Origin of the sequence: Oryzihumus sp. (genome assembly GCF_036391795.1) — a bacterium.
Classification (GTDB): Bacteria; Actinomycetota; Actinomycetes; order Actinomycetales; family Dermatophilaceae; genus Oryzihumus.
Genome location: NZ_DASVZH010000189.1, coordinates 1 through 25,458, shown reverse-complemented (window position 1 = coordinate 25,458; position 25,458 = coordinate 1). Strand labels below are relative to the sequence as shown.

Annotated in this window: 19 protein-coding genes and 1 tRNA gene; 15 read left to right on the top strand and 5 right to left on the bottom strand. The window is 71.4% G+C overall.

The genetic code is table 11. The features are described 5' to 3' along the window. Nucleotides 1–24: 24 nt before the first annotated feature. The 3 genes from gltB (at nucleotide 25) to pyk (ending at nucleotide 7,553) form a co-directional block, all read left to right on the top strand. Nucleotides 25–4,569: a glutamate synthase large subunit gene (gene gltB / locus VF825_RS11425; RefSeq protein WP_331113320.1), complete on the top strand. Its 4,545-nt coding sequence runs from the start codon at nucleotides 25–27 to the stop codon at nucleotides 4,567–4,569. Continuing rightward, entirely contained in the window at nucleotides 4,562–6,019 is a 1,458-nt protein-coding gene (locus VF825_RS11420; RefSeq protein ID WP_331113318.1) for a glutamate synthase subunit beta, read from the top strand. Before gltB ends, VF825_RS11420 begins: the two co-directional genes overlap by 8 nt. An 82-nt stretch (nucleotides 6,020–6,101) precedes the next feature. Next, nucleotides 6,102–7,553 (top strand): pyruvate kinase, encoded by a 1,452-nt coding sequence (pyk, locus tag VF825_RS11415; RefSeq protein WP_331113316.1) that lies wholly within the window; start codon nucleotides 6,102–6,104, stop codon nucleotides 7,551–7,553. Nucleotides 7,554–7,584: 31 nt separating this feature from the next. Here pyk and VF825_RS11410 read toward each other — a convergent pair whose 3' ends face one another. Then, on the bottom strand, nucleotides 7,585–8,133 hold the full coding sequence (locus tag VF825_RS11410; RefSeq protein ID WP_331113314.1) for an ester cyclase: 549 nt from the start codon (nucleotides 8,131–8,133) through the stop codon (nucleotides 7,585–7,587). A 102-nt stretch (nucleotides 8,134–8,235) separates the two neighbouring features. Here VF825_RS11410 and VF825_RS11405 point away from each other — a divergent pair. The 7 genes from VF825_RS11405 to VF825_RS11375 all read left to right on the top strand — a co-directional run bounded on the left by VF825_RS11405 (nucleotide 8,236) and on the right by VF825_RS11375 (nucleotide 14,170). Then, nucleotides 8,236–8,318 (top strand) — tRNA-Leu (locus tag VF825_RS11405). Nucleotides 8,319–8,364: 46 nt separating this feature from the next. Continuing rightward, entirely contained in the window at nucleotides 8,365–9,027 is a 663-nt protein-coding gene (locus tag VF825_RS11400) for an ANTAR domain-containing response regulator (protein ID WP_414695829.1), read from the top strand. Nucleotides 9,028–9,174: 147 nt separating this feature from the next. Continuing rightward, the gene (locus tag VF825_RS11395) at nucleotides 9,175–10,305 is read left to right on the top strand and encodes a branched-chain amino acid ABC transporter substrate-binding protein (RefSeq protein WP_331113312.1); all 1,131 of its coding nucleotides are present in this window, start codon (nucleotides 9,175–9,177) and stop codon (nucleotides 10,303–10,305) included. Nucleotides 10,306–10,512: 207 nt separating this feature from the next. Next, nucleotides 10,513–11,499 (top strand): branched-chain amino acid ABC transporter permease, encoded by a 987-nt coding sequence (locus VF825_RS11390; RefSeq protein WP_331113309.1) that lies wholly within the window; start codon nucleotides 10,513–10,515, stop codon nucleotides 11,497–11,499. Then, the gene (locus VF825_RS11385) at nucleotides 11,496–12,623 is read left to right on the top strand and encodes a branched-chain amino acid ABC transporter permease (protein WP_331113307.1); all 1,128 of its coding nucleotides are present in this window, start codon (nucleotides 11,496–11,498) and stop codon (nucleotides 12,621–12,623) included. The genes VF825_RS11390 and VF825_RS11385 overlap by 4 nt, the downstream gene beginning before the upstream one ends. Further along, complete coding sequence (locus tag VF825_RS11380) at nucleotides 12,616–13,461, top strand: ABC transporter ATP-binding protein (protein WP_331113305.1); 846 nt, start codon at nucleotides 12,616–12,618, stop codon at nucleotides 13,459–13,461. Before VF825_RS11385 ends, VF825_RS11380 begins: the two co-directional genes overlap by 8 nt. After that, nucleotides 13,451–14,170: an ABC transporter ATP-binding protein gene (locus tag VF825_RS11375; RefSeq protein WP_331113303.1), complete on the top strand. Its 720-nt coding sequence runs from the start codon at nucleotides 13,451–13,453 to the stop codon at nucleotides 14,168–14,170. Before VF825_RS11380 ends, VF825_RS11375 begins: the two co-directional genes overlap by 11 nt. A gap of 77 nt (nucleotides 14,171–14,247) precedes the next feature. Here the strand turns inward: VF825_RS11375 and VF825_RS11370 are convergent, their stop codons facing one another. Further along, complete coding sequence (locus VF825_RS11370; RefSeq protein ID WP_331113300.1) at nucleotides 14,248–15,033, bottom strand: DUF554 domain-containing protein; 786 nt, start codon at nucleotides 15,031–15,033, stop codon at nucleotides 14,248–14,250. Nucleotides 15,034–15,220: 187 nt separating this feature from the next. Here VF825_RS11370 and VF825_RS11365 point away from each other — a divergent pair, with 187 nt between their 5' ends. Then, entirely contained in the window at nucleotides 15,221–15,775 is a 555-nt protein-coding gene (locus tag VF825_RS11365; protein ID WP_331113298.1) for a GNAT family N-acetyltransferase, read from the top strand. Nucleotides 15,776–15,872: 97 nt separating this feature from the next. On the opposite strand, the gene VF825_RS11360 is transcribed toward VF825_RS11365, so the two are convergent. After that, nucleotides 15,873–16,304, bottom strand: a complete 432-nt coding sequence (locus VF825_RS11360; protein WP_331113296.1) for a hotdog fold thioesterase — start codon at nucleotides 16,302–16,304, stop codon at nucleotides 15,873–15,875. A 52-nt stretch (nucleotides 16,305–16,356) separates the two neighbouring features. Between VF825_RS11360 and polA the strand changes: the two genes are divergently transcribed. The 3 genes from polA to VF825_RS11345 all read left to right on the top strand — a co-directional run bounded on the left by polA (nucleotide 16,357) and on the right by VF825_RS11345 (nucleotide 22,329). Then, entirely contained in the window at nucleotides 16,357–19,029 is a 2,673-nt protein-coding gene (gene polA / locus VF825_RS11355) for a DNA polymerase I (RefSeq protein WP_331113294.1), read from the top strand. 220 nt (nucleotides 19,030–19,249) lie between these two features. Continuing rightward, nucleotides 19,250–19,843 carry a hypothetical protein gene (locus VF825_RS11350; RefSeq protein ID WP_331113292.1) on the top strand — a complete coding sequence of 198 codons (594 nt, stop codon included), beginning with the start codon at nucleotides 19,250–19,252 and terminating at the stop codon, nucleotides 19,841–19,843. Further along, nucleotides 19,840–22,329 carry a hypothetical protein gene (locus VF825_RS11345; RefSeq protein ID WP_331113290.1) on the top strand — a complete coding sequence of 830 codons (2,490 nt, stop codon included), beginning with the start codon at nucleotides 19,840–19,842 and terminating at the stop codon, nucleotides 22,327–22,329. The genes VF825_RS11350 and VF825_RS11345 overlap by 4 nt, the downstream gene beginning before the upstream one ends. Nucleotides 22,330–22,424: 95 nt before the next feature. Here VF825_RS11345 and VF825_RS11340 read toward each other — a convergent pair whose 3' ends face one another. Together VF825_RS11340 and VF825_RS11335 are read right to left on the bottom strand one after the other, a co-directional pair. Then, on the bottom strand, nucleotides 22,425–22,805 hold the full coding sequence (locus tag VF825_RS11340) for a hypothetical protein (protein WP_331113288.1): 381 nt from the start codon (nucleotides 22,803–22,805) through the stop codon (nucleotides 22,425–22,427). Nucleotides 22,806–22,832: 27 nt separating this feature from the next. Beyond that, entirely contained in the window at nucleotides 22,833–23,765 is a 933-nt protein-coding gene (locus VF825_RS11335) for a class I SAM-dependent methyltransferase (protein ID WP_331113286.1), read from the bottom strand. 142 nt (nucleotides 23,766–23,907) lie between these two features. Here VF825_RS11335 and rpsA point away from each other — a divergent pair, with 142 nt between their 5' ends. Beyond that, nucleotides 23,908–25,404 carry a 30S ribosomal protein S1 gene (gene rpsA, locus VF825_RS11330; RefSeq protein ID WP_331113284.1) on the top strand — a complete coding sequence of 499 codons (1,497 nt, stop codon included), beginning with the start codon at nucleotides 23,908–23,910 and terminating at the stop codon, nucleotides 25,402–25,404. Nucleotides 25,405–25,458: the final 54 nt, after the last annotated feature.

The window sequence follows — 25,458 nt, the reverse complement described above, 5'->3', positions numbered from 1 at the left end:
TTCAAGGACGGTGACTTCGCAGCCATGTCTGCCTTCTCGCGCTTCTCCGCGCAGCCCGCGAACCAGGGGCTGTACAGCTCCGCGAACGAGCACGACGCCTGCGGCGTGGCGCTCGTCGCCACGATGCGGGGCAGTGCCGGGCACGACATCGTCGACCATGCGCTGACGGCGCTGCGCAACCTCGAGCACCGTGGCGCGACCGGCGCCGACCCGGAGGTCGGCGACGGCGCCGGCATCCTCACCCAGGTCCCCGACGCCTTCCTGCGCGAGGTGGTCGACTTCGAGCTGCCCGCCCAGGGCGCGTATGCCGTGGGCATCGCCTTCCTGCCGGTCGAGCCGCAGGAGCAGGCACAGACCGTCGCGACGATCGAGGACCTGGCCGCGCAGGAGGGCCTGCGCGTCCTGGGCTGGCGCGACGTGCCGGTCGACGCCGACCTGGTGGGGGAGACCGCGCGGGCGTGCATGCCGGTGTTCCGCCAGCTGTTCGTCACCGCCGCCGGCGGCCGGGTCGTGGGACTGGGCCTGGAGCGCATGGCGTTCTGCCTGCGCAAGCGCGCCGAGCGCGAGGCCGAGGTCTACTTCCCCTCGCTGTCGTGCCGCACCCTCGTCTACAAGGGCATGCTCACCACGGGCCAGCTCGAACCGTTCTTCCCCGACCTGTCCGACCGCCGGTTCGCCACCGAGCTCGCGCTGGTCCACTCCCGCTTCTCGACCAACACCTTCCCGTCCTGGCCGCTGGCCCATCCCTACCGGCTGATCGCCCACAACGGCGAGATCAACACGGTCAAGGGCAACCGCAACTGGATGCGCGCCCGCGAGAGCCAGCTGGCCAGCGACATCATCCCCGGCGACCTCGAGCGGCTCTTCCCGATCTGCACCCCGGAGGCGTCGGACTCGGCCAGCTTCGACGAGGCCCTGGAGCTGCTGCACCTCGGCGGCCGCTCGCTGCCGCACGCCGTGCTCATGATGATCCCGGAGGCGTGGGAGAACCACGAGGACATGGACCCCGCCCGGCGGGCGTTCTACGAGTTCCACTCCACCTTCATGGAGCCCTGGGACGGCCCGGCCTGCGTGACGTTCACCGACGGCACCGTCATCGGCGCCGTGCTCGACCGCAACGGCCTGCGCCCGGGCCGCTACTGGGTCACCGACGACGGCCTGGTGGTCCTCGCCTCCGAGGCCGGGGTGCTCGAGCTGGAGCCGGAGCGGGTCGTGCGCCGCGGACGGCTGCAGCCGGGGCGGATGTTCCTCGTCGACACCGAGCATGGCCGGATCGTCAGCGACGACGAGGTCAAGGCCTCCCTGGCCGCGGAGAACCCCTACGACGAGTGGCTGCACGCCGGCCTGATCCACCTCGCCGACCTGCCCGAGCGCGAGCACATCGTGCACACCGCGGCGTCGGTGGCCCGGCGCCAGCAGACGTTCGGCTACACCCAGGAGGAGCTCAAGATCCTGCTCTCGCCGATGGCGAGGACCGGCGGCGAGCCGCTGGGGTCGATGGGCACCGACACCCCGATCGCGGTGCTCTCGGACCGCCCGCGGCTGCTGTTCGACTACTTCACCCAGCTGTTCGCCCAGGTCACCAACCCGCCGCTGGACGCCATCCGCGAGGAGCTGGTCACCTCCCTGGGCACCGTCATCGGCCCCGAGGGCAACGCGCTGACCGCGACCCCGGCCCACGCCCGGCAGGTGGTGCTGCCGTTCCCGGTCATCGACAACGACGACCTGGCCAAGATCGTCCACATCAATGCCGACGGCGACCTGCCCGGCTACGCCACCCACGTGGTCAAGGGCCTGTACGACGTGTCCGCCGGCGCGGCCGCCATGCAGGCCCGCCTGGAGGAGATCTTCGCCGAGGTCTCCGAGGCCATCGCCGGGGGAGCGCGCTTCGTGGTGCTCTCCGACCGCGACTCCGGCCGTGACCTGGCGCCGATCCCGTCCCTGCTCCTGACCTCCGCGGTCCACCACCACCTGATCCGGGAGAAGACCCGCACCCAGGTCGGCCTGATCGTCGAGGCCGGCGACGTGCGCGAGGTGCACCACGTCGCCCTGCTCATCGGCTACGGCGCCGCCGCGGTCAACCCCTACCTGGCCATGGAGACCGTCGAGGACCTCGTCCGCTCCGGCCAGCTGACCGACGTCACCGCCGAGAAGGCCGTGGCCAACCTCATCAAGGCGCTGGGGAAGGGCGTGCTGAAGGTGATGTCCAAGATGGGCATCTCCACCGTGGCGTCCTACCGCGGCGCGCAGGTCTTCGAGGCGATCGGTCTGTCCCCGGAGCTGGTGCAGCGCTACTTCACCGGCACCGTGACCCAGCTCGGCGGCGTCGACCTCGAGGTGCTCGCCGCCGAGGCCGCAGCCCGCCACGCCCGGGCCTACCCGCCGGACGGCGTGCGGCTGCCGCACCGCAAGCTCGACGTCGGCGGGGAGTACCAGTGGCGCCGTGAGGGCGAGCCGCACCTGTTCGACCCCGAGACGGTCTTCCGGCTGCAGCACTCCACCCGGGCCCGGCGCTTCGACGTCTTCCGGCAGTACACCGCCCGCGTCGACGAGCAGTCCGAGCGGCTGATGACCCTGCGCGGCCTGTTCGAGCTGGCCGCCGAGGGGCGCACCCCCGTGCCGCTGGAGGAGGTCGAGCCGGTCAGCGAGATCGTCAAGCGCTTCAACACCGGCGCGATGAGCTACGGCTCGATCAGCCAGGAGGCGCACGAGACCCTCGCCGTGGCGATGAACAACCTCGGCGGTCGCTCCAACACCGGCGAGGGCGGCGAGGACGTCGACCGCCTGCTCGACCCGGCCCGGCGCTCGCGGATCAAGCAGGTCGCCTCGGGGCGGTTCGGCGTCACCAGCCTCTACCTGACCCAGTCCGACGACATCCAGATCAAGATGGCCCAGGGCGCCAAGCCCGGGGAGGGCGGCCAGCTGCCCGGCCACAAGGTCTATCCGTGGGTGGCCAGGACTCGGCACTCGACGCCCGGCGTCGGCCTGATCTCACCGCCGCCGCACCACGACATCTACTCGATCGAGGACCTGGCCCAGCTGATCCACGACCTCAAGAACGCCAACCCGCAGGCGCGCGTGCACGTCAAGCTCGTCTCCGAGGTCGGCGTCGGCACGGTCGCGGCGGGGGTCTCCAAGGCGCACGCCGACGTGGTGCTGATCTCCGGCCACGACGGCGGCACGGGTGCCTCCCCGCTGACCTCGCTCAAGCACGCCGGCGCCCCGTGGGAGCTCGGCCTGGCCGAGACCCAGCAGACGCTGGTGCTCAACGGCCTGCGCGACCGGATCGTGGTGCAGGTCGACGGCCAGCTCAAGACGGGCCGCGACGTGGTCATCGCCGCGCTGCTCGGCGCCGAGGAGTTCGGCTTCGCCACCGCCCCGCTGGTGGTCAGCGGCTGCATCATGATGCGCGTCTGCCACCTCGACACCTGCCCGGTCGGCATCGCCACCCAGAACCCCGAGCTGCGGGCCCGCTTCTCCGGCAAGCCCGAGTTCGTCGAGACCTTCTTCGAGTACATCGCCGAGGAGGTCCGCGAGCACCTCGCCGCCCTGGGCTTCCGCAGCATCGACGAGGCGGTCGGCCAGGTCTCCCTGCTCGACACGGACCGGGCGGTGCAGCACTGGAAGGCCAGCGGCCTGGACCTGACCCCGATCCTCACCGAGGTCGTCCCCATGGACGGCGCCGCACGCCACAACACCGCCGGGCAGGACCACGGCCTCGAGAAGGCGCTCGACCACACCCTCATCCAGCTCAGCCAGGACGCGCTGCAGCGCGGTGAGCCGGTGCGCGTCGAGCTGCCGGTGCGCAACGTCAACCGCACCGTCGGCACGATGCTCGGGCACGAGGTGACCAAGGCCCACCCCGAGGGGCTGCCCGACGGCACCATCGACGTCTCCCTCAACGGCTCGGCCGGCCAGAGCCTCGGCGCGTTCCTGCCGGCCGGCGTGACCATCCGCCTGTTCGGCGACGCCAACGACTACGTCGGCAAGGGCCTGTCCGGCGGCCGGGTGGTGGTGCGCCCCGAGCGCGGCGCCTCGCTGACCGCCGAGCACAACGTCATCGCCGGCAACGTCATCGGCTACGGCGCGACGACCGGTGAGCTGTTCCTGCGGGGTCAGGTCGGCGAGCGGTTCTGCGTGCGCAACTCCGGCGCGACCGCCGTCGTGGAGGGCGTGGGTGACCACGGCTGCGAGTACATGACCGGTGGCACCGTCCTCGTGCTCGGCCCGACCGGTCGCAACTTCGCCGCCGGTATGTCGGGTGGCCTGGCCTACGTCCTCGACCTGCGCCCGGAGCGGGTCAACCCCGAGCTCGTCGACCTCACCCCGCTGCGGGAGAGCGACGAGAAGGCGGTCCACGAGCTGCTCACGCGGCACCGGGAGTGGACCGACTCCGCCGTGGCGGCACGCCTGCTGGCGGACTGGGACAACGTCAAGAGCCGCTTCACGCTCGTGCTGCCACGCGACTACCAACGCGTGCTCGACGTGCGGGCTGCGGCCGAGTCCGAGGGACTCGACCCCAACGGCACCCAGGTGTGGGAGCGGATCATGGAGGCTTCTCGTGGCTGACCCTCAGGGTTTCCTGACGACGCGCGAGCGGGAGCTGCCGACTCGCCGGCCGGTGCCGGTCCGGATCAAGGACTGGCGCGAGGTCTACGAGGAGCAGGAGGTCGCGCAGCTGCAGCGCCAGGCCGGGCGCTGCATGGACTGCGGCATCCCCTTCTGCCACAACGGCTGCCCGCTGGGCAACCTCATCCCGGAGTGGAACGACCTGGCCTGGAAGGGCGACTGGCGCGAGGCGATCGAGCGCCTGCACGCCACGAACAACTTCCCGGAGTTCACCGGCCGGCTCTGCCCGGCGCCGTGCGAGACCGCCTGCGTGCTGGGCATCAACCAGCCCGCGGTGACGATCAAGCAGGTCGAGGTGACCACGATCGAGCGGGCCTTCGCGTCCGGGACGGTCACGCCGCAGCCGCCGGAGCGGCTCTCCGGCAAGACCGTCGCCGTCGTGGGCTCGGGCCCGGCCGGTCTGGCCGCCGCCCAGCAGCTGACCCGGGCGGGCCACACCGTCGCGGTGTTCGAGCGCGACGACCAGCCCGGCGGGCTGCTGCGCTACGGCATCCCCGAGTTCAAGATGGAGAAGTCCGTCCTGGACCGGCGCCTGGAGCAGATGAAGGCCGAGGGCACCCGCTTCCGCAGCGGCGTCGACGTCGGTGCTGACCTCACCGGCCAGCAGCTGCGCCAGCGCTACGACGCGGTGGTCCTGGCCGTCGGCGCCACCGTGCCGCGCGACCTGCCGGTGCCCGGGCGCGAGCTGCGCGGGATCGTCCAGGCCATGGACTTCCTCCCGCCGGCGAACCGCGTCGCGCTGGGGGAGCAGGTGCAGGACCAGGTGGTGGCAACCGGCAAGGACGTCATCATCATCGGCGGCGGCGACACCGGCGCGGACTGCCTCGGCACCGCGATCCGGCAGGGCGCCCGGTCGATCACCCAGCTGGAGATCCTGCCCCGCCCGCCGCAGGACCGCCCCGCCGGGCAGCCGTGGCCGACCTACCCGATGCTCTTCCGGGTGGCCTCTGCCCACGAGGAGGGCGGCGACCGGGTCTACGCGGCCAGCACCAAGGAGGTCCTCGGCGACGAGGACGGCAACGTGCGCGCGCTGCGGGTGGTCGAGGTCGAGCTGGGCGAGAAGGGCTTCGCCGAGGTCGAGGGCTCCGAGCGGGAGATCCCGGCCCAGCTGGTGCTGCTGGCCATGGGCTTCCTCGGCCCGCAGGGCACCGGCGTGGTCGAGCAGCTCGGCGTCGAGCTCGACGAGCGGTCGAACATCAAGCGGGGCAAGGACTTCCAGACGTCCGTGCCGGGTGTCTTCGTGGCCGGCGACGCCGGACGCGGGCAGTCGCTGATCGTCTGGGCCATCGCCGAGGGCCGGGCCGCCGCGCACGGCGTCGACGCGTTCCTCACGGGCTCCTCGGCCCTGCCGAGGCCGATCAACCCCACGGATCGTCCGCTCACCGTGTGACGTGTGTCCGCCTGTCGGGACCGGCCGCCCCCAGGGGGTGGCCGGTTCCGTGCTACGGGCCGGTAACCCATAGGGTTTGACCATGCGCCGCGCCAAGATCGTCTGCACGTTGGGACCAGCCACCTCCTCCGCGGAGCGGCTCCAGGAGCTGGTCGCCGCGGGCATGGACGTGGCCCGGCTCAACCTCTCCCACGGCGCCTACGAGGACCACGAGAAGGTCTACCTCGAGGTGCGCCGCGCCAGTGACGAGTCCGGCCGCGCGGTGGGTGTCCTGGTCGACCTGCAGGGGCCGAAGATCCGCACCGGCCGCTTCGCGGACGGCCCGGTCCAGCTCGAGAACGGCGCCCGCTTCACCATCACCACCGACGACATCCTGGGCGACCAGGACCGCGTCTCGACGACCTACAAGGGCCTCCCGGGGGACGTGAACCCCGGCGACCGGCTGCTCATCGACGACGGCAAGGTCGCGCTGGAGGCCGTCGAGGTCACCGACACCGAGGTCGTCACGGTCGTCATCGAGGGCGGCACGGTCTCCAACAACAAGGGCATCAACCTGCCCGGCGTCGCGGTGAGCGTTCCCGCGCTGTCCGACAAGGACGAGGCCGACCTGCGCTGGGCCCTGCACCTGCGGGCCGACATGATCGCCCTGTCCTTCGTGCGTTCGTCCAAGGACATCGAGGACGTGCACCGGATCATGGACGAGGAGGGCGTGCGCCTCCCGGTCATCGCCAAGATCGAGAAGCCGCAGGCCGTCGACAACCTCGCCGACATCATCGAGGCCTTCGACGGGGTCATGGTCGCCCGCGGCGACCTCGGCGTCGAGCTGCCGCTGGAGCAGGTCCCGCTGGTGCAGAAGCGCGCGATCGAGATCGCCCGCCGCAACGCCAAGCCGGTCATCGTCGCCACCCAGGTGCTGGAGTCGATGATCGAGAACTCCCGTCCGACCCGCGCCGAGGCCAGCGACGCCGCCAACGCGGTCCTGGACGGTGCCGACGCCCTGATGCTCTCGGGCGAGACCAGCGTCGGCGCGTGGCCGATCGAGACGGTCAAGACGATGGCCAAGATCATCGAGAACACCGAGGAGCACGGCCTGGACCGGGTCGCGCCGCTGGGCACCAAGCCCCACACGACCGGCGGTGCGGTGACCCGGGCGGCCGCCGAGATCGGCGAGCTCGTCGGCGCGAAGTTCCTCGTCACGTTCACGACCACCGGCGACTCGGCCAAGCGGCTCTCGCGCATCCGCTCCAAGCTGCCCATGCTGGCCTTCACCCCCAACCAGGCGACCCGCTCGCAGCTCGCGCTGACGTGGGGGATCGAGACCTTCCTCGTGCCGATGGCCAAGCACACCGACCAGATGGCCCTGCAGGTTGACGTGTCCCTGCTGCAGTCCGGCCGGGCCGTCGAGGGCGACCTCGTGGTCATCGTCGCGGGCTCCCCGCCCGGCATCCCCGGCTCGACCAACGCCCTGCGGGTCCACCGCATGGGCAACGCGGTCAACCGGGTCGCCCCCGCCTACCAGGACCTCGACCTCTAGGGCGACCCTTCGTCGGCTCGCCGCCGCGGGCTCACGCCAGCGGGGTGGGAGGCGCCTGCGGGCGCCACGCTCGACGGGCCACCGGCGCCCCGGCACCGGTCGACCCCGAGGTCTCCCCATCCGGCGGCCGGGGCGCGGTGACGACCCCGATCTGCACCATCGAGGTGAGGTCGTCCCGGACCGCCCAGTGCTCGGCGAGCAGGCCGTCGACCACGCGGAACCAGTGGCAGGCATAGGAGTCGAACCGGCGCCCGGTCGCGGGGATGACCCCGTTGAGCGGCCCGAGGTTCGTCCCGGTGCTGCGGACCCGGGCCACGACCAGGTCGCCCTCGGCCACGACCTGCTCGATGCGCAGGTGCAGGTCGGGGTACTGCGCGATGAGCCACTCCACGGTCTGGCGCATGTGCGCGGGCCCGTCGACCAGCCCGGGCGCGGCCGCCCCGAACGGCGCGACGGCGTGCTCGATGAAGTCGCGGGCGAACAGCACGTCGCACGAGGCGAGGTGGCGCTGGTTGAAGGTCTCCTCGAAGTGGCGCCGGACGAGGGCCTTGTTGGACTCAGACGTGGGGACTCCGTCCATGCCTCATCGTCCGGCGCGGCCCCCGGCGGGCGCACCTGCAGATGACGCAGCCCACCTCGTCCGGGTCGAGGGGGCCCGGACGCTATGCTGACGCCGCACCCTGCCGGGGTGGTGGAATGGCAGACACGGAGCACTCAAAATGCTTTGCCCGAAAGGGCGTGCGGGTTCAAGTCCCGCCCTCGGCACTCGTCCCGTCCAGGGGCCCCCGCCCGGCTGGCTAGGCTGGCCGACGTGAACGACGACGCCACCACGCCGGACCCCACACCCGCCCCCGCAGCCGAGCACACGGCATACCCGGGGGAGCAGCCGCGGCTGCGCATCGTCGTCGCGGAGGACGAGGCGCTGATCCGTATGGACCTCGCCGAGATGCTGGGGGAGTCCGGCTACGACGTCGTCGGCCAGGCCTCCAACGGCGAGCAGGCGGTCGACCTGACCCGCGAGCTGCGCCCGGACCTGGTCATCATGGACGTCAAGATGCCGGTCCTGGACGGCATCAGCGCGGCGGAGCGGATCGGCGCCGAGCGGATCGCCCCGGTGGTCATGCTCACGGCGTTCAGCCAGAAGGAGCTCGTCGAGCGCGCCCGTGACGCCGGGGTCATGGGCTACGTCGTCAAGCCGTTCACCGCCGGAGACCTCGGGCCGGCCATCGACATCGCCCGGTCCCGCTGGAGCGAGCTGCACGCCCTCGAGCAGGAGGTGGCCGACCTCGGCGAGCGGCTGGAGACCCGCAAGCTCGTCGACCGCGCCAAGGGCGTCCTGATGAACCGGCTCAAGGTCACCGAGGCCGACGCGTTCCGCTGGATCCAGAAGACCGCGATGGACCGGCGGCTCGGGATGCGCGAGGTCGCCGAGGCCGTCATCAGCGGTATGCCGGGTTCGTCCGCAGGCGAGTAGACGCAAGGTCACGACACGGTCACCGTTCGGGTGCAGACAGTGCCCCCGATGCCCTGACGGGGTCTAGGGTTCCGTCAAACCTCCCGCAGAGGGGGGTCCACAGCGTTGCGCTGAGCGCTTCGCCATACGTGGCATCAGGAGGAGTTCGTGCGTTCTCTCATCAAGTTCGGCGCGCCGGTGCTGGCAGCCGCGCTCGTGCTGACCGGCTGCGGGACCAAGGGCGGGACGACCGCTTCCGGTGGCGGCACGGCCTGTGACCTCAAGATCGGCTTCTTCGGCGCCCTCACGGGCGACGCCGCCAACCTCGGCATCAACATCAAGAACGGCGCCGACCTCGCGGTGAAGCAGTACAACGAGAAGCACGCCAACTGCAAGGTGACCCTGACGACCTTCGACAGCCAGGGCGACCCGGCGCAGGCGCCGGCGCTGGCGCAGAAGGCCGTGAGCGACAAGAAGGTCATCGGCATCGTGGGCCCCGCCTTCTCCGGTGAGTCCAAGGCGGCCGACCCGATCTTCGCCAAGGCGGGCCTGACGACGATCACGCCGTCGGCGACCAACCCGACCCTGTCGCAGCAGGGCTGGCCCACCTTCTTCCGCATGCTCGGCAACGACGCCAGCCAGGCCCCGGCGGCCGCGAAGTACATCAAGGACGTCCTCAAGGCCAAGAAGGTCTTCGTGGCCGATGACTCCTCCGAGTACGGCAAGGGCCTGGCGGACATCGTCCGCAAGGACCTCGCCTCGATGGTCGTCGGCAACGACTCGGTGCAGCAGAAGCAGACGGACTTCTCGGCGACCGTCACCAAGGTCACCGCGTCCAACGCGGACGCCATGTTCTACGGCGGCTACTACGCCGAGGCCGCGATCATGGTCAAGCAGCTGCGCCAGCAGGGCTGGAAGGGCACCTTCGTGGCCGGCGACGGCGTCAAGGACGACGGCTTCATCAAGGCCGCGGGTGCGGCCGCCGAGGGCGCCATCCTGACCTGCCCCTGCCTGCCCCCGGAGAAGGCGCCGGAGTTCCAGACGGCGTTCAAGGCGGCCTACGGCTCCGACCCGGCCACCTACTCGGCCGAGGGCTACGACTCCGCCAACGTGTTCCTCGCGGCCATCGCCGCGGGCAAGACCACCCCGGCCGACGTGCTCAGCTTCGTCAAGAGCTACAGCGGGCAGGGCGTGACCAAGCAGATCAAGTTCGACGCTCACGGTGAGCCGTCGGCAGTCACCGTCTGGGCCTACAAGGTCTCCGGCGGCAAGATCGTGCCGGTGGAGCAGATCCAGTGACGCTGACCGGGCGCTGACGAGGGGACCGGCTCGACCCACCCTCGTCCTCGCCCGGTCCCGATGCTCGACGTGGCGGCCGGGGGCAGAACCTCCGGCCGCCACGCATGTCCCGGGGCTGACCTCCTTCTGCCGGGCGCCAACCTGGCCTAGAGTCCCCCCACGGCTGTCGCTTCCGGTGCCCGACACCGCCATCCAGACAGGACTCGCATGGACCTGCTGATCCACCACTTCTTCGAGCTGACCATCACCGGTCTGACCCTGGGCGCGGTCTACGCGCTCGTCGCCCTCGGCTACACGCTCGTCTACGGCGTGCTGCGCCTGATCAACTTCGCCCACTCCGAGGTCTTCATGTACGGCACGTTCGCTGCCGTCTGGGCGCTGACCGCCCTCGGCGCCGGCAACGCCAGCGGTGCCGGGGTGTTCGGCTACCTCGTCATCGGCTTCGCCGCGGCGATGATCGTCTCGGCCCTGGTGGCCCTCGGCCTGGAGTACGTCGCCTACCGGCCGCTGCGCAAGCGCAACTCCCCGCCGCTGATCGCGCTGATCTCCGCGATCGGTGCCTCGTTCGTGCTGTCCGAGCTCATGGGTCTGCGCGACAAGGTCGCGGGGTGGTTCGGACTGGGCACCACGCTGCAGGACTACGTCGGCCGGCCGCGCGAGAACGCCGTCATGCCCAGCCTCGTGGACAGCCACACCGTCTTCCAGATCGGCGACTACGGCGTCAAGAACATCGACATCATCGTCTTCGTCTCTGCGCTCGTGATGATGGTGGTGCTCGACCAGTTCGTCAGCCGCACCCGACTGGGGCGCGGCATCCGAGCGGTGGCCCAGGACCCCGAGGCCGCCGCGCTGATGGGCATCAACCGCGACCGCATCATCCGGGTCACCTTCCTGGTGGGCGGGGTGATGGCCGGCGGGGCGGCGATGCTCTACCTGCTCAAGATCGGCGTCACCCGCTACAACGCCGGGTTCCTCCTGGGCGTCAAGGCCTTCACCGCTGCGGTCCTCGGCGGCATCGGCAACGTCCGCGGCGCCCTGCTCGGCGGCTTCGTCCTCGGCGTCGCCGAGAACTACGGCTCGGCGCTGGTCGGCACGCAGTGGAAGGACGTCGTCGCGTTCCTCCTGCTGGTCGTCATCCTGTTGTTCCGCCCGACCGGCCTGTTGGGCGAGTCGCTCGGAAGGGCCCGCGCATGACTGCTTTCACCGACCGCTTCCACGGCTTCCGCGACCGCGTGGCCGGCCTGCCCAAGCCGGTCAGGATCGTCCTGCTGGTCGTCGCCGCCCTGCTGGTCTACCTGCTGCCGATCATCAACCCGCCGTTCATCACGACCACGGACTCCGACTTCGCAAGCGTGCTGTTCAGCTGCGCGGTCTACGCCCTGGTCGCCCTCGGCCTCAACGTCGTCATCGGCTACGCCGGGCTCCTGGACCTGGGCTACGTCGGCTTCTTCGCCGTCGGAGCCTTCACGGTCGCGGTGCTCGGCTCCGAGCACGGGTCGTTCCCCTGGCTGCTGTGCGTCCCGCTGGCGATCATCGCCGCCATGATCTCGGGCGTCCTGCTGGGAGCCCCGACACTGCGGGTCCGCGGCGACTACCTGGCCATCGTGACCCTGGGCTTCGGCGAGATCATCCGCCTGGTCCTGCTCAACTCCGCCTGGCTCGGCGGTGCCGCCGGCATCAGCAACGTGCCGTCCCCGTCGGGGGTGGCGCTCTTCGACATCCCGCACCTGGACTGGTCGGGCGGGGCGCCGGTGGTCGACCTGTCGACGACGTCGACGTTCCTGCAGTTCGGCGTGCGAGACGCCACGCCGTACTACTGGCTGGCGCTGACCATCGTCATCATCGTGATCTTCATCGACCGGCTGATGCAGAACTCGCGCGTCGGCCGTGCCTGGGAGGCCACCCGGGAGGACGAGGACGCCGCCGAGCTCATGGGCGTGCCCACGTTCCGGTTCAAGCTGCTCGCCTTCGCGATCGGCGCCTGCATCGGTGGACTGTCCGGCTCGCTGTTCGCCGCCCGCCAGGGGTTCCTCAACCCCGACAACTTCACGATCCTCTACTCGGTGCTGTTCGTGTCGATGGTCGTCGTCGGCGGCCAGGGCAACCGCTGGGGCGTCATCTCGGCGGCGTTCCTGCTGACCTGGCTGCCCGAGAAGTTCCGGTTCCTGTCCGAGGAGCGCTACCTGCTCTTCGGCCTGGCGCTCATGGCGCTGGCGATCTTCCGGCCGCAGGGTCTGCTGCCGCCACGCCGTGCCGTCCGGGCGATCGAGTCCGAAGAGGAGATCGAGGCCCTGGAGGAGGGGACCGCACATGCCTGACACCACTCCCGCGACCGACACCCAGGTCGACTCGACCGGCCCCGCGGCCGACGGCGGCACGTCCGCCCGCCGGCTGCTGGAGGTCGACGACGTGACCCTGCGCTTCGGCGGCGTCGTGGCGCTGAACGAGGTCTCGTTCCACATCAACGAGGGCGAGATCCTCGGCCTCATCGGCCCCAACGGCGCCGGCAAGACGACGTGCTTCAACGTCATGACCGGCGTCTACCAGCCGACCTCGGGCGGGGTCCGCTTCAAGGGGGAGCCGCTCGGCCGGCGCAAGAAGTACGAGATCACCAGGCTCGGCATCGCGCGCACCTTCCAGAACATCCGGTTGTTCGGCACCATGACCGCGCTGGAGAACGTCCTCGTCGGCGCCGACGCCCACCACTCCACCGGGGTCGGGTCGGCCATCCTGCGCCTGCCCAAGCACCGTCGGGAGGAGAAGGAGGGCTACGAGCGCGCCCGCGAGCTGCTCAAGTTCATGGGGCTGAGCAAGCGGGCCAACGAGCTCGCCCGCAACCTCTCCTACGGTGACCAGCGCCGGCTCGAGATCGCCCGGGCGCTCGCCACCAACCCCACGCTGCTGTGCCTGGACGAGCCCGCCGCGGGCTTCAACCCGGCCGAGAAGGCCCGCCTGATGGAGCTGATCCGCACCATCCGCGACCAGGGCTACACCGTGCTGCTCATCGAGCACGACATGCGGCTGGTCATGGGCGTGACCGACCGGATCGTGGTGCTGGAGTTCGGCCGCAAGATCGCCGAGGGTCTGCCCGCCGAGATCCGTGACAACCCCGCCGTCATCGCCGCCTACCTGGGAGTCGACGAGAATGCTTCTTGAGGTCAACGGCCTGTGCGTCAACTACGGGCGCATCGAGGCGATCCGCGACATCACCTTCACCGTCGAGGAGGGTGAGGTCGTCACGCTGATCGGGGCCAACGGTGCCGGCAAGACGACGACGATGAAGACCATCTCGGGTCTGCGCCCGGTGCGGGCCGGCTCGGTCCGGTTCGACGGCCAGGACATCACCCACATGCCGCCGCACCAGCGGCCGGTGCTGGGCATCGCCCAGAGCCCGGAAGGGCGGGGCTGCTTCCCGGGCATGACGGTCAACGAGAACCTCGACATGGGCGCCTACGCCCGCAAGGACCGCAAGACCAAGGCGGTGGCCGAGGACCGCGACCGCGTGTTCTCGCTGTTCCCCCGCCTCAAGGAGCGGATGAACCAGACCGCCGGCACCATGTCCGGCGGTGAGCAGCAGATGCTGGCCATGGGGCGCGCGCTCATGGCCCGGCCGCGGCTGCTGCTGCTGGACGAGCCGTCGATGGGCCTGGCGCCCAAGCTGATCCAGCAGATCTTCGACATCGTCACCGAGATCAACAACCAGGGCACCACGGTCCTGCTGGTCGAGCAGAACGCCGCCCAGGCGCTCAAGCGCGCCAACCGGGCCTACATCCTGGAGACCGGGGAGATCGTGCGGGAGGGCACCGGCGCCGCGCTCGCCGCCGACGACGCGGTCAAGGCCGCCTACCTCGGGGGCGACATCTAGCCGCGGCGCACGAGGCGACGGTGTGCCGGGTGGCTCGCCACCCGGCATACCGCTCCCCTCCGGCCCGCGCCCGCTGGTCAGCTGAAGGCGATGACCAGCTGGGTGAGCAGGGGAGCGACGAGCAGCGCGGGCAGCAGGTCGCCCACCGGCACCTCCCGGATGCGCAGCAGCCGCAACGCGATCCCGACGAGCATGAGCCCGCCGGTCGCGCTCAGTGCGGCGATGTGCGCCTCCGGCAGCACCGAGCCGAGCAGCACCCCGAGCAGCGTCAGCGTGCCTTGGACGACGGCCACGGAGGCCGCGGACAGCAGCACGCCCACGCCGAAGGACGACGCGAACGCCATCGCGGCGAAGCCGTCGAGCACCGACTTCAGCGCGAGCTGCTCGATGCCGCGGCCGAGGCCGTCGGACAGCGAGCCCAGGATGGTCAGCGGGCCGACGCAGAACAGCAGGGAGGCCCCGAGCCAGCCCTCGATGAAGCGCTCCCGGGCCTGGTGCCCCTGCCCGGCCTCCTGGAGCCCGAGCAGCCGGGGCCGGCGGGCCAGCCGGGCCTGGATCGTGCCCGCGAGGCCCTCGAGACGTTCCTCGATCCGCAGCAGCGAGCCCGCGATGCCGCCGAGCAGCAGGCTGCCGAGCACGATGAGCACGGGGGCCCCGGTCGGCACCGCGCTGGTGAACGCCCGGTCGGTCACGCTGACCGCGGACAGGCCGGCCATGAGCAGCGTCGTCAGGCCGAGGACATCGGTCACGACCGACCGGGTGCGCTCGGGCAACCGGTGCCCCACGGCCATGCCCAGGCCGGCGCCGAGCAGGACCGCGACCACGTTGATGACCGTGCCGAGACCGGGGAAGGCGCCACTCACGTCGCCAACCCTAGGCCAGCCGGGAGAATTCTCCGCCAGCTCTTCTCCCGGTGGGACTCTTGGCTCTAGAGTCTGCCTCGGCCCGGAAGGTCTCCGCCCGGGCCTCGGGTTGGGGGACCCACTGCCGCAACGTGTTTCCAGCAACGATGGAGGATCTGTGTCGCGTCCCCAGGTCAGCGTGCGCCCGGTGTCACCCTCCCAGAACGAGCTGTTCACGCAGCTGTGGCTGGCCGCGCGGGTCGAGGCCGGCGGCAGCCTGGAGTCGGCCACACGGGCCGCCAGCGAGGGTCGCGTGGCCGCGGCGCTGGCCCGCGAGGACGTCCGCGCCTACCTGGCCTTCCACGACGGCCAGGCGGTCGGCTACATGGTCCTGACCCACAGCCCGCTGTCCGGCCTGACGGACACCCCCTGCGTGTGCATCGACCAGCTCTACGTCGCCGAGACCGCGCGCCGCCAGGGCGCTGCCCGGGCGCTGCTCACCGCCGCGGCGACGTATGCCGAGCGCTTCGGTGCCGACCAGATCGCCACCTGCGTGCCCTCCCAGGGGCGCGACGCCAACCGCTTCTTCGCTCGGCTGGGCTTCTCCTCGTACGTCGTCAAGCGGGTCACCACCACGGCTGGCCTGCGCCGCAAGCTGCAGGGGGAGGAGCATCGCGGCGGGCTGGAGCTCGTGCTCCAGCAGCGCCGCCGCTCCCTGCGGGCGCGGGCCGGTCGGGTGGCTGACCGTCAGCTGGTCGGCTGACCGCGGTCACGTCACCGCACCCACGACGAGGGGGTCCGTCCCGGCCGGGACGGACCCCCTCGTCATCCCTGCTGGTGTGCGGGCGCTGCGGCGAGGCTCAGGCGCCCGGCGCCTTGGGGCGGATCAGGCAGGTGATCCGCGAAGTGCACACGCGCCGGCCGTCCTCGTCGGTGATGGTGACGTCGTAGGACGCCAGGGTGTTGCCCAGCGACAGCGCGGTGGCGATGCCCGTGACGTAGCCGTCGCGGGCCGCCCGGTGGTGGGTGGCGTTGATGTCGAGCCCCACGGCGATGCGGTCCTCCCCGGCGTGCAGCGCGGCGCCGATCGAGCCGACCGTCTCGGCGAGCACGACGCTGGCGCCGCCGTGGAGCAGGCCGTAGGGCTGGGTGTTGCCCTTGACCGGCATGCGGGCGACGACCCGCTCGGGGGAGGCCTCGAGGAACTCGATCTCCATCCGCTCGCCGAGCGTGCCGGCGTTCATCGCGTTGAGCCCGGCGACGACGTGGTCCTGCGGTGCTGCGTGGTCCATGGTGGTGTGCCTGCCCGTCTGTGTGTCCGTCGGTGGCAATAGGCTGCCATGCGTGAACCGACTCCTGCTCCTCGACGGTCACTCGCTGGCCTACCGCGCCTTCTTCGCCCTGCCCGTCGAGAACTTCTCGACCTCGACCGGCCAGAGCACCAACGCGGTCTACGGCTTCACGTCGATGCTCATCAACGTGCTGCGCGACGAGCAGCCCACGCACGTCGCGGTCGCCTTCGACGTGTCCCGGCAGACCTTCCGCACGGAGGAGTACGCCGAGTACAAGGCGGGCCGCTCGGCGACGCCGTCGGAGTTCAAGGGGCAGGTGTCCCTGCTGCACGAGGTGCTCGACGCCCTGCACATCCCCTACGTCGAGGTCGAGGGCTTCGAGGCCGACGACGTCATCGCCACGCTCACCGGGCAGGCGCGGGCCGAGGGCATGGAGGTGCTCATCTGCTCCGGTGACCGCGACGCGCTGCAGCTGGTGCGCGACGACGTCACCGTCCTCTACCCGGTCAAGGGCGTCTCCGACCTGGCCCGCATGACCCCGGCCGCCGTCGAGGCCAAGTACGGCGTGCCGCCCGAGCGCTACAGCGACCTCGCGGCGCTGGTGGGGGAGTCCTCCGACAACCTGCCCGGCGTGCCCGGGGTCGGACCCAAGACCGCCGCCAAGTGGATCGGCCTCTACGGCGACCTGACCGGCGTCGTGGCCCACGTCGACGAGATCAAGGGCAAGGCGGGGGAGTCGCTGCGCGAGCACCTCGACGGCGTGCTGCGCAACCGCCGGCTCAACCAGCTCGTCGGTGACCTCGACCTCGGCGTGACCGTCGATGACCTCGTCCGCAGGCCGTGGGACCGCGAGAAGGTCCACCAGGTCTTCGACGGCCTGGAGTTCCGGGTCCTGCGCGACCGGCTGTTCGCGACCCTGGAGGCGGTCGAGGAGGAGGCCGACTCCGGCTTCGAGGTCGACGGCGTGGTGCTGGCCCCCGCCGAGGTCCCGGGCTGGCTGGAGGAGCACGCCGGGCCGGGTGCCCGGGTCGGGGTGCACGTCGTCGGGCGCTGGGCCCGCGGCACCGGCGACGTGGAGGCCCTGGCCATCGCCACGGCCGGCGACCACGCGGCATACCTCGACCTGACCACGCTCGACGAGGCGGCCGAGCAGGCGCTCGCCGCCTGGCTGGCCGACCCGGGCCGGCCCAAGGCGCTGCACGACGCCAAGGGCCCGATCCAGGCGCTGGCCGCCCGTGGGCTGACCCTGGCCGGGGTCACCAGCGACACCGCGCTCGCGGCCTACCTCGTGCGCCCCGACCAGCGCTCCTACGACCTGGCCGACCTGGTCCTGCGCAACCTCAACCGCGAGCTGCGGGCCGAGGCCGACACCGGCGGGCAGGGGCTGCTCGACTTCGCCACGGACGGCGCCGCCGAGGCCGATGAGGCCATGGTCCGCGCGCGGGCGGTGCTCGACCTGGCGGCGGCCCTGGACACCCAGCTGCAGGCCACCGGGGGCGCCTCCCTCATCGAGCAGATCGAGCTGCCGCTGGTCGACGTGCTCGCCCGCATGGAGCGGGTCGGCATCGCCGCCGACGTCGCCGCGCTCACCGACCTCGAGGCCGACTTCGCGGCCAAGGTGCGCGAGGCGCAGGAGGACGCCTACGAGGCCATCGGCGGCCAGCAGATCAACCTCGGCTCGCCCAAGCAGCTGCAGGTGGTCCTCTTCGACCAGCTCGGCATGCCCAAGACCAAGCGCACCAAGACCGGCTACACCACCGACGCCGACGCGCTGACCGACCTCTACGCCAAGACCGAGCACCCGTTCCTCGAGGCGCTCCTGCGCCACCGCGACTCCACCCGGCTGCGGGTCACCGTGGAGGGGCTGATCAAGTCGGTGGCCGACGACGGCCGGATCCACACGACCTACCAGCAGACCATCGCGGCGACGGGGCGGCTGTCCTCGACCGACCCCAACCTGCAGAACATCCCGATCCGCACCGAGGAGGGCCGCCGGATCCGGTCGGTGTTCGTCGTCGGCGAGGGCTACGAGTCGCTCATGTCGGCCGACTACAGCCAGATCGAGATGCGGATCATGGCCCACCTCTCGGGGGACGAGGGCCTGATCGAGGCGTTCCGCACCGGCGAGGACCTGCACCGGTTCGTCGGCTCGCGGGTCTTCGCCGTGGCGCCGGAGGAGGTCACCGCCGAGATGCGGGCCAAGGTCAAGGCGATGTCCTACGGCCTGGCCTACGGGCTGTCCGCATTCGGGCTGTCCAAGCAGCTCGCGATCGGCACCGACGAGGCCAAGGGCCTGATGGACGAGTACTTCGCGCGGTTCGGCGGGGTGCGCGACTACCTGCGCGACGTCGTCGAGGAGGCCCGGCGCACCGGCTACACCGAGACGATGCTCGGTCGCCGCCGCTACCTGCCCGACCTCACCTCCGACAACCGCCAGCGCCGCGAGGGCGCCGAGCGGATGGCGCTCAACGCGCCGATCCAGGGGTCGGCGGCCGACATCATCAAGCTCGCGATGCTGCGCGTCGACGCGGCGCTGCGCGAGTCGGGGGCCGCGTCGCGCACGCTGCTGCAGGTCCACGACGAGCTCGTGCTCGAGATCGCGCCGGGGGAGCATGAGGCCGTGGAAGCGTTGGTACGCAAGGAGATGGGCGCCGCGGTCGACCTCAGCGTGCCGCTCGAGGTGAGCGTCGGCGTGGGTCGCACCTGGCAGGACGCCGGGCACTGACCCGGGGCGCCCCCGGCTGCGGGCCGGGGGGCCCACCCGCGTGGTGTCGCAGGAGGCGCCGGAGGTCCCGAAAGGGACGTCCGGCGCCTTCGCCGCATCCGGGGAGGAACTTCGCCGATTTGCCTGCGGACGGGCTGGGCGCCCCGTTACTGTCCGGTAACTCTTCGCTGCCAGAGGTGGCCGAGCCGTGCCGCCAGCAGCCCATTTCCGTGAGGTGACCATGCGTAAAGCCCTGCTCTCGGGCGCGCTCCTGGCCGTGGCCGCGGCCGTGATCGTCCTGCTAGGCGGGTTCTTCGGCGACGACCTGCAGCACGTCGCCCTGCTCGGCGCCGCCCTCGGTGGCGTGGTCGGCCTGGTGCCGCACCAGCCGGCCTGGGGCCGGCTCGCCGGCTTTGCGACCGGCTTCGTCCTGGCCTGGATCGGCTTCGCCCTGCGCGCGGCCGTGCTGCCCGACACAGCCGGTGGCCGGGCCGTTGCGGCGTTCCTGGTGATCCTGGCGATCGCGCTGGCCTGCGCGGTCAGCGCCGGGCGGGTCCCGGTGTGGAGCGCCCTCGTCGGCGCCGCCGCGATCGTCGGCGCGTACGAGTCGACCTACACCAACGCCCCGTCCCAGTTCCTCGACGAGTCGCCGACCGCGGCCACGACGATCCTGTTCGCCGCGGCCCTGGGCTTCCTGGCCACCAGCGCCTTCGCCGAGTCCCTCGCGGCCGGCCGGCACGAGCGCCGCGAGCCGGCCGCCGACGCCGGCTGGGACCTCGAGCAGGACACCCCCACCTCCACCCTCGACTCCGTCCTTGCAGGGGAGCCCCAGTGAAGAACGTGCTGAGCCCGGCCCGGATCGGCGCGGCCTTCGTCGTCGCCCCCGCGGTCATCGTCCTGGCCGGCGGCCCCGCCCTGGCGGCGGACAGCGTGTCGGTGAGCAACACCGAGACCGTGCAGGCGCACCTGGACGCCTCCGGCCATGTCCGCGACGCGCGCGTCTACGAGCAGCTGGCCCTGCAGGGCCACGGCACGGTGACCGTCTCCGACCCCGTGTCGACCAAGAACCTGCGCAACCTCGACGGCTTCGGCGGTTTCGACGTCAAGGGCGGTGACCTGGTCGCGAACGTCTCCGTCGACGGGGAGCGGCGTCTGCGCGCGGTCTCCGACTTCACCAAGGAGCTGCCGCTGAAGGTCACCGCGACCTACACCCTCGACGGCAAGAAGGTCGAGCCCGGCGACGTCGTCGGCCGCTCCGGCCTGCTCGAGGTGCACTACGTGGTGGAGAACGTCACCGGGCGGGATCAGGAGGTGTCGTTCGACGACGGCACCGGCACCAAGGTCACCCGGACCGAGAAGGTCGTCATCCCGATGGTCGGCTCGCTGACGACGGTCCTGCCGTCGACGTTCACCGATGTCCGCTCCGACGAGGCGGCCATCGCCGGCGACGGCCACGGCGGCACGAAGATGACCTTCACGATGACCCTGTTCGGCCCGATCGGCTCGCCCCGGGCGGAGTTCGGGTATGCCGCGAAGGTCACCGACGGGGTCGTCCCCGCCGCCACCGTCTCGGCGTTGCCGGTCTCGCCGCTGGACAGCCCGTCGTTCAAGGGCGGCGCGGCCAGCTACAAGGGCGGCGCGGACACGGGAGTGGAGCTGACCTCGGGCGCGACGCAGATCGACAGCAACGTGCTGAAGCTGCGCGACGGTGCGGCCCAGCTGCTGGCCGGGCTGATCAAGCTGCGTGACGGTGCGAAGGACCTCAACGCCGGCCTGGCCGGCAAGGCGGCCCCCGGCGCGGCCAAGCTGGCCTCCGGTGCCGGCGCGCTGAAGTCCGGCACCGGCAAGCTGGCCACGGGTGCCCGGGCCGCCAAGGCCGGCGCCACCCAGCTGTCCTCCGGCTCGACGGACCTGGCCTCGGGGGCCAACGACCTCGCCGACGGCGTAGGCCAGATCTCCGGTGGACTCGACCAACTGGCCGGCGTGCAGGGGCTCCCGGCAGCGCTGCAGGGGCTCAAGGACCTGCGTGCCGGTTTGGACCATCCGGTGGGGGCAACAGGTGCTTCCGACCCCGGAGGGCTGCTGCAGGGCCTCCAGCAGATCGCCGGTGGGCTTTCGAACCCTGGGTGCAGCCCCGCCAACCCGACGAACCCGCAGAACCCGTGCGGGGTGACCGAAGGCTTGGCGTCCGTTCGGGCCGGCGTCTCCAACCCCGCGTGCAGCCTTGCTGATCCGACCAATGCCACGAACCCGTGTGGCGTCAAGGAGGTCGTGGGCTACATCCAGAGTGAGCTGGCGGCTGCGGGAGACGCGAACGGGTCCATCGCGAAGTTGGGTGATGCCGCTAAGGATGCCTATGCGCACTCGGTGATGGCGCCGTCGGTGCCGTGCCCGACGAGCAATGCTGTGCCGCTCCCGCCGGTGGTGCCGCCATCCGTCCTCACGGCCAGCCCGCTGAGCTTGCCGGCGAACAACACCTGTGTCGAGTTGTCGAACGTCGTCTATGGCATCCAGCTCCCTTCTGGTCTGCTGAGCGCCTCCGACCCCGGAGGCGTCGTTGCCCAGACCAAGGCAGCTGGTGACGGCCTGGGGCAGGTGCTGACGGGAATCGATGGTCGACTCCTCCCGGGGATCACCTCCCTGCAGGCGGGTGTCACTCGGCTCACGACTGGCGCTGGGAACGCCCGGGACGCGGTGCAGCACCTGGTGCTGCCCGGTGTGGACGACCTGACTGACGGCATCAGTGCAGCCGTGTTCGGCGTCGACCAGCTCGCGGACGGTGCGGCCGCAGCCGCCGATGGTGCCGACCAGGTCGCCGGCGGTGCGAGCCAGGTCGCCGGTGGCGCGAAGAAGCTCGACTCCGGCCTGGGGCAGCTCAGCAGCGGTGCCGGGCAGCTCGACACCGGTGCGGGGCAGCTCAAGAGCGGCGCCGACCAGCTCTCCTCCGGGCTCGGCGACGCCGCGACCGGCAGCGGCAAGCTGGCCGACGGCCTCGACACCGCCGCGGGTAAGGCCCCGGCGCTGGAGGACGGCGCGAGCCGCCTCTCCGCCGAGGGCACGACCAAGCTGGTCGACGCCGGCAAGGGCACCGCTGCGGACTACGGCCTGAAGTACGCCCTCATCGAGGCCGGCGCCCAGCGCGCCAAGGCCGAGGGCATGGCCTACGGCGCGCCGGCCGGTGCGAGCGGCGCCACGGCATACAGCCTGGAACTGGCCGGCATGAGCGGTGAGGGCAGCCGCAACGTCGGCCGCGGCCTCGGTGCGGTGGCGGTGTTCGGCCTCGGTGCCGGCCTGACGGTGCTGCGTCGCCGCTGGCTCTGAGCTGAGCGCCGCGCGTGAGGCGCGGGGGAGGGGTGGTCGGGATCTCCCGGCCACCCCTTCTGCGTCGCCCGGCTGTCACGCGGTGCGCGGGTCGCTCAGCCGAGGGGGTTGAAGCCGAACCCCGCCCACAGGACCGCATACCCCACGGCCGTCCCGGCCAGCCCCCAGAGGGCGCCGGTGAGCGCGGGCGGCAGGGGGGCGTCCGACGGTGAGAGTCGCCAGCCGCCAACGACTGCGGTCGTGAGGCAGACGACGATCGCGGCCACGGTCGGCAGCACCACGCTGCGGCCCCCGTCCAGGCTGGCCGCCGTGTCCGGCAGAAAGGCGCGGACGAAGAACAGGCCCAGGGCTGCAGCCGCCCAGTTGAGCAGGGCGACGCCGACGAGGCCGAGGGCACCGGTCACGCCCACTGCGCAGGCCCAGCCCAGCGCCGCCCGACCACCGGGGGACGACGCGACCCGATCGGGTGACTCCACGCCCCGAGTGTGGCAGCGCACCCGCCGTCAGCAGGCCGTTTCGGCCGCCCGTGCGGGCTTCTCGGCCACGAAGATCGCCGTGCCCGGGATGATCGCGCCCCGCAGCGGGCTCCAGCCGCCCCACTCCTGGCCGTTGGTCTCGGGCCACTCCGGCTCGACCAGGTCGACCAGCCGCAGCCCCGCGGCGGTCAGCTCGCGCACGCGGTCCCCGAGGGTGCGGTGGTGCTCGACGTAGGTCGCCCGCCCCGACGCGTCGGCCTCGACGTAGGGGGTGCGGTCGAAGTACGGAAGCCGGGCCACCAGCCCCTCCGGGCCCGGGTCGTCGGCGAACGCCCAGCGGATCGGGTGCGTGGTCGAGAAGACCAGGCGCCCCCCGGGGCGCAGCACCCGGGCGCACTCCTGCATCACCAGGGCGGAGTCCGCGACGAAGGGCACGACGCCGTATGCCGTGAAGACGGTGTCGAACGCGGCGTCACCGAAGGGGAGCGCGGCCGCGTCGCACTGCACCAGCGGGACGGGGGTCCGGACCGCCGTCGTCCTCGCTGTCGCCGTTCCCGGTGCCATCGTCCCAGTCGTCCCAGGTGCCGTCGTCCCAGGTGCCGTCGTTCCCGGCGCCGGGGACGACGGCGCGTCGATCGCGCGGCCCTGGCGCAGCATGCCCCCGGACAGGTCACTGGCCACGACCTGCGCCCCCAGCCCGGCGAGGTAGCGCGAGCACTGGGCGGCCCCGGCGCCGATCTCCAGGACCCGCTTCCCACGGACGTCGCCGAGCAGGTGCAGCTCCTCCTCGCGCGCACCCTCGGGGCCCCAGACGAAGTCCGTGTCGCCGAGGAACGCGCCGTGCTCGGCGTAGTACCCGACCGCCTCGCCGTCCCACCACGACCGGTTGGCCCGGACCGTCTCCTCCTGGTCCGCGGCACGCCGGCCGACCTGCTCAAACGCCTCGAGATCATCGGTCACGGCGCTATCCTGCCCTGCTTTGACCTGTGCGAGACGGCATCGGTAAGGTGGACAAGCACATCTGTGTGCGTCCGGTCACGTCACGGCGGCGGCCGGACGTGCATTCCCATCGATATCTGTCCACCATCGGAGTTCCCACTACATGACTGCCACCACGGCTGAGAAGGCCACCCCGCAGATCGCGATCAACGACATCGGGTCTGAGGAGGAGCTGCTCGCCGCCATCGACGCGACGATCAAGCACTTCAACGACGGCGACATCGTCGAGGGTGTCATCGTCAAGGTCGACCGGGACGAGGTCCTGCTCGACATCGGCTACAAGACCGAGGGTGTCATCCCCTCCCGCGAGCTCTCCATCAAGCACGACGTCGACCCGGCCGAGGTCGTTTCCGTGGGCGATGAGGTCGAGGCCCTGGTCCTCCAGAAGGAGGACAAGGAAGGCCGCCTGATCCTGTCCAAGAAGCGGGCGCAGTACGAGCGCGCCTGGGGCACGATCGAGAAGGTCAAGGAGGAGGACGGCGTCGTCACCGGCACCGTCATCGAGGTCGTCAAGGGTGGCCTCATCCTCGACATCGGCCTGCGCGGCTTCCTGCCGGCCTCCCTCGTCGAGATGCGTCGTGTCCGCGACCTCCAGCCCTACGTCGGCAAGGAGATCGAGGCCAAGATCATCGAGCTGGACAAGAACCGCAACAACGTGGTCCTGTCCCGCCGTGCGTGGCTCGAGCAGACCCAGTCCGAGGTGCGCACCACGTTCCTCAAGGAGCTCCAGAAGGGTCAGGTCCGCTCCGGCGTCGTCAGCAGCATCGTCAACTTCGGTGCGTTCGTCGACCTCGGTGGCGTCGACGGCCTGGTGCACGTCTCCGAGCTGTCCTGGAAGCACATCGACCACCCGTCCGAGGTCGTCGAGGTGGGCCAGGAGGTCACCGTCGAGGTGCTCGACGTGGACATGGACCGCGAGCGTGTCTCCCTGTCGCTGAAGGCGACGCAGGAGGACCCGTGGCAGCACTTCGCCCGCACCCACGCCATCGGCCAGGTCGTGCCGGGCAAGGTCACCAAGCTGGTGCCGTTCGGTGCGTTCGTCCGCGTGGACGACGGCATCGAGGGCCTGGTCCACATCTCCGAGCTGGCCGAGCGCCACGTCGAGGTCCCGGAGCAGGTCGTGCAGGTCGGCGACGACATCTTCGTCAAGGTCATCGACATCGACCTCGAGCGTCGCCGCATCTCGCTCTCGCTCAAGCAGGCCAACGACACCAGCGGTCAGATCGAGGAGTTCGACCCGACGCTGTACGGCATGGCCGCCGAGTACGACGAGCAGGGCAACTACAAGTACCCCGAGGGCTTCGACCCCGAGACCAACGAGTGGCTCGAGGGCCACGAGGAGGCTCGCGAGAAGTGGGAGAAGCAGTACGCCGAGGCGCACGCCCGCTGGGAGGCCCACAAGCAGCAGGTCGAGGCCGCTGCCAAGGCCGACGCGGAGGCTGCCACCAACGCCGACGTGCCGACCACCTACTCCTCGGGCGGCTCGTCCTCCAGCTCCTCGTCCTCCTCCTCCGAGTCGGCCCCCTCGGCCGGCGAGGGCACCCTGGCCTCCGACGAGGCCCTCGCCGCCCTGCGGGAGAAGCTGACCGGCGGGTACTGATCCCACCGCTGCCCTCCGCATTCCCAGGAAGGCCCCGACCGTCGAGGACGGTCG

Excerpts from the sequence above, each read along its gene's own strand:
- VF825_RS11350 (WP_331113292.1), top strand. The coding sequence starts at position 19,250 with ATGCGTAAAGCCCTGCTCTCGGGCGCGCTCCTGGCCGTGGCCGCGGCC.
- rpsA (WP_331113284.1), top strand. The coding sequence starts at position 23,908 with ATGACTGCCACCACGGCTGAGAAGGCCACCCCGCAGATCGCGATCAAC.
- gltB (WP_331113320.1), top strand. The coding sequence starts at position 25 with ATGTCTGCCTTCTCGCGCTTCTCCGCGCAGCCCGCGAACCAGGGGCTG.
- VF825_RS11380 (WP_331113305.1), top strand. The coding sequence starts at position 12,616 with ATGCCTGACACCACTCCCGCGACCGACACCCAGGTCGACTCGACCGGC.
- VF825_RS11390 (WP_331113309.1), top strand. The coding sequence starts at position 10,513 with ATGGACCTGCTGATCCACCACTTCTTCGAGCTGACCATCACCGGTCTG.
- VF825_RS11385 (WP_331113307.1), top strand. The coding sequence starts at position 11,496 with ATGACTGCTTTCACCGACCGCTTCCACGGCTTCCGCGACCGCGTGGCC.
- VF825_RS11410 (WP_331113314.1), bottom strand. The coding sequence starts at position 8,133 with ATGGACGGAGTCCCCACGTCTGAGTCCAACAAGGCCCTCGTCCGGCGC.
- VF825_RS11360 (WP_331113296.1), bottom strand. The coding sequence starts at position 16,304 with ATGGACCACGCAGCACCGCAGGACCACGTCGTCGCCGGGCTCAACGCG.
- VF825_RS11375 (WP_331113303.1), top strand. The coding sequence starts at position 13,451 with ATGCTTCTTGAGGTCAACGGCCTGTGCGTCAACTACGGGCGCATCGAG.
- pyk (WP_331113316.1), top strand. The coding sequence starts at position 6,102 with ATGCGCCGCGCCAAGATCGTCTGCACGTTGGGACCAGCCACCTCCTCC.